The sequence below is a fragment of the Thermogutta sp. genome, assembly GCF_014359955.1.
Taxonomy (GTDB): domain Bacteria; phylum Planctomycetota; class Planctomycetia; order Pirellulales; family Thermoguttaceae; genus Thermogutta.
The window spans coordinates 1-4283 of sequence record NZ_JACIYL010000359.1; the positions used below are offsets into that span (position 1 = coordinate 1).

Genomic DNA, 4283 nt, shown 5'->3' on the forward strand with positions numbered 1-4283 from the left:
TTAAGGTGCGTCCCGGCAAAATACTGAAGTCCCGGCAAGCCGTACTCCTGGGGTGAGCACACAAACGCATGCCAGAAGAGCAGGTTAAATCCCTCGCAGCAGGCCTTATCGAAAGAAGGTTTAAGATTGTCCCAGAGCGTCTCCTGCCAGTGTGGACCGATGGTTGTGAATCCTTCGGCCGCCACGAGACGCCGTCCGTACGTATGCGCTGCCGAGGCCGGTTGTTTGACGAAGAAACGGTTGGCATCTCCGATTCGGTGACGCCATGACCATGCCCAGAACTCGGACATCGGCACGTCGTTGAACCCCAAACATTGCTGGGCATCGATGGGCACGGCGTGAGGACCGCCGGATTCGGGATGGATTTCCAGACCATGCTTATGGGCATTGTCTCGGAACGGCCGATAGTGATGATCGATCACCAGATCACCCAGTGTCCGGCGAAAATCATAGAGAAAACGATGACTGGCGCGACGGTCTCCCACTATCCGACCTGCCAGGACAGGCATCCAGGGCGTGATGGCATATCCGCGTCGTCGCTGAAACTCCTCCGGCAGGGTGGGAGTCCAGTTGAACGGTTCAATCTCCCAGCTATCGGTGTGAAGATACTTCAGCGTTTTGCCTTTATATGGAGCTGCGTCGGCCAGCAGGACCTCGACAACTCGATCCCAGTAACGTTGAAAAGCCCCGGCATCCAGCACATCCAAGGCATAACCTTCCCATCCCTCACTGCACGTGGACACATACGCGCGATCTCCGATGGTATACCCAAAACGCAGGATCTCCCACGTGCCCTCCGGAACCTGCCAGGTCAGGGTGCCATCCTCGGCCAGCTTGTCCGTCAGGTCGAGGACCTGGTCCGGCGTGCTATCTTCTTCCCCGGGGATGGGCTCGTCTTCCTCTAAAAGTGGTGTCGTATCCGGTGCGGAAAAATGCAGCGGTTTGTAACAGGCTTTCTCCGCCCAGTTGCGGATGGGCCGACGCGTTGACTGTTGCGGCCATTGCTGCCCTGCACCAGACAGCCGCAGTTCGCAAATCTGCACATTTCTCGGTTTCTCCAGCGCCCCCCGGTCATACGCCCCAACAATCACAAGTCGAAAAACCAATCCTTCGACCGGCTCCACCGACAACGTGAATTCATCCCGCGGATTGTCGAGCATAAAGTCCACCACAGGCCGAAACTCACGGCCATCTTGCGATACATCCAGCCGACACGCATGGGGCCCATACATCGGCCGCGGTCGGAGGAGCAACCTGTCGATCTTCACCGGACTGGTGAATCTGAATTCAATCCATTCCGGGTGATCCGGGGCTGGTCCCTTTCCCGGCCCGTTGCCCGCAGAAACCCAAAACGTCTCCGGATCACCGTCGACAAGATATTCCACTGGATGACTCGGCTGAGTCGACGACGCTGCCACCCGCACATCGACCGTATTGTTGGCTGGGGGTTTCACAGGGTAGGCAACGACGATGGCGTCGCGATAGTATCCGTCACGCGAAGTTGGTTGCGGCAGTTTTTGACGGAAAACGGCGGGTCCAGAAACACGTAACTCTGACCAGACCAGTTTCTTGGCTGCGTCCTCGGCAGGCACCACAGGTCCGCCAAGGTTCCAGCCACTTTGAATATTGAGGCTTATTTCCAACCCCAGCCGATCGGCTTCCCGCAAAGTGTGCTTGAATAATTCTCGCCACTCCGGCGAAAAAAAGTCGGGCCCGTGGGGTGCTCGCTCGTTGCCGTCCTGACTCGAGCCATCGGCATCGCAGATGAGCGCCCCACCGAAACCCTTGGCCTTCATCTCCTCCAGATCGCGGGTGATGGCCTGGCGGGTGACACATCCGTTGAGCCACCACCAGTAAGCCCGCAGACGGGCTTCGCGCGGCGGCGACTCCCAACCCTCCTCAAGCGTTTGCGACTGGGCAAAAGCTGTCGCAAGGATCGAGAAAACGACACCCCAAAAAAGACACCGGCACAGCCTTTTCATGACGCTTCATTACTCCGAAAAAACCTGGACGACTTCCCGCTGGCGTGGTCGGACTGGACGGGCTCTGCACCGGAAGTTGCACGTCAGAGAACCGGAGCGTCCTCTCTCCCGGAAACACCGCGTGCCCCAGCCGAACCCACGAGACACATTATGCCCCCGTCCCCCGAAAGGCTCAACAACCGGGGCAGTAGGGACGATCAATTTGGCAATTCGAGAGAACTTCCTTCCAGCTTTGAACAGAACGTGACCGCCCGCATTGTGCCGTGGTCAAGAACCAGCAAAGTTCAGGCGTCCGGATGAGGATGGCAGTAAACATATCACGCGATCACCATTCGGTGTAAAGGGTTGGTGCGGAAAATTGCCTCCCTTCGCCAATGTGCGGAGTCGCCACGAGTGAAGCTGAATCGATCTTTTCCTTGTGACCGTTTGGCCGATCGGATTTCGCTGAGACCATGGCAAGCCCCGTCGAGCAATTCAAACGCGTCGCTAAACGTTCCCTACAATTTCTGCTTGACCTGCCGCTGTACAATGACGGTACGCGGCACTGGGTTCGCTGCATTTTGGAGTCATCTCCAGGCCGACGGCCGGTCGTGTCATAGTCGCTTCGTTTTCCCGAGACAAGGCGTGGAGGTTCGAATGATCAGTCGCACGGTTTCCGCTGGAATAGTACAGATGATTTCTATTGCCCCAAGGCGATATTTCTATCTTACTCTCGTCATAGGGGCCTGTCTTTTCAGCTCGGCAAATGCCGCGGAGGTCCATCTCTCGTCGGCCCGACCTGGTGTCTTCAAGGGCGTCGATACAAGCCGGTTGATGGGTTCTCCGGATCCTTTGCCCCTGGAGCCCGAGCGGGCATTTCCCCGCCTCCGCTTTGAGCGTCCCGTACAGGTCACATATGCCGGGGACGGCTCCGGGCGCCTCTTCGTCGTGGAACAGGCCGGTCTGATTCATGTTTTTCCCAATCGGCCCGATGTTGACCACACGACGATCTTTCTGGATATCCGAGACGTGGTCTCGCGCGACCATAACGAGGAGGGTTTGCTCGGGCTGGCCTTTCACCCGCGATTCAAAGAGAATGGAGAGTTTTTCGTTTATTACTCGACGCGTCCTCGGGCTTCGATCGTGTCCCGTTTTCGCGTTTCGCGGGAGGACCCCAATCGGGCGGACCGTTCCTCTGAGGAAATTCTGATGCATATTCCGCAACCGTTCGGCAACCACAACGGGGGCAGCATTGAATTCGGCCCGGATGGGTATCTGTATATCGGTTTGGGCGACGGGGGCTCGGCCAACGACCCGTTCGGGGCCGGCCAAGATTTAAAAACGTTGCTGGGAAAAATCCTCCGTATCGATGTGGATCACCGCGACCCTGGCCTGGCTTATGCCATCCCTAAAGATAACCCGTTTGCCGGCCGGACCGATGGCACTCGGGGAGAAATCTGGGCTTACGGGTTGCGAAACGTGTGGCGACTGGCCTTTGACCGGGTGACCGGAGACCTCTATGCGGGCGATGTGGGACAAAACCGGTATGAAGAGGTGGACCTCATCGTCCGCGGTGGAAACTATGGCTGGAAGATCCGCGAGGGCTTCCATTCGTTTGAGCCGAGCGCTCCGCAAACCGGCGATGTGCTCATCGATCCGCTCGTCGAATATTTCCGGCACGAGGGCATGTCGGTGACAGGCGGACGTGTCTATCGTGGACAGCGTCTCCCGGAATTTTACGGAGCCTATTTTTACGGGGACTATGTTACGGGAAACGTCTGGATCCTGCGGCTGGATGAAAACAAGCGGGTCATCGAAAACCGCAAGGTCGCGCGGACGGGCCTCAATATCAGCTCTTTCGGTGAGGACGCGGAAGGCGAGCTGTACTTTACGGCGTTCGACGGGTATGTGTATCGATTCCGCAAACGGTCGGGTGACCTCTCGGCCATCGCCGCGGCCTTTCCCCGGAAACTTTCAGAAACCGGGTTATTTACTGATCCAACCAGTTTGGTGCCCTCTGAAGGACTATTGCCGTACGATGTCAACGTGCCGCTGTGGTCCGACGGGGCAATGAAGCAGCGTTTCCTGGCGTTGCCGCGAGGTCAAAGCGTCACTTTCAGCGAAAAAGGTCACTGGCAGTTTCCCGAGGGCACAGTGCTGGTGAAGACGTTCTTTCTTCCCGCCAGTGCATCTGCCGCCGGTCGCTCGCCCCGAGAAATCTCAGCCGCAGAACTCGCCGATCCCCGACAATGGCGGCGTCTGGAAACCCGCCTGTTGGTCCGCAGTCCGGAGGGGTGGCAGGGATACACCTATGTTTGGAAC

General features: G+C 57.8%; 2 protein-coding genes. One reads left to right on the forward strand and one right to left on the reverse strand.

All coding sequences use genetic code 11. The annotated features are described in order from the left end of the window. A partial coding sequence (locus H5U08_RS11285) for a glycosyl hydrolase (RefSeq protein WP_297033052.1) occupies nucleotides 1-1982 on the reverse strand: 1982 nt, incomplete at its 3' end. A gap of 636 nt (nucleotides 1983-2618) precedes the next feature. Here H5U08_RS11285 and H5U08_RS11290 point away from each other — a divergent pair. After that, nucleotides 2619-4283, forward strand: a 1665-nt coding sequence (locus tag H5U08_RS11290) for a PQQ-dependent sugar dehydrogenase (protein ID WP_297033054.1), incomplete at its 3' end; no start/stop codon positions are given.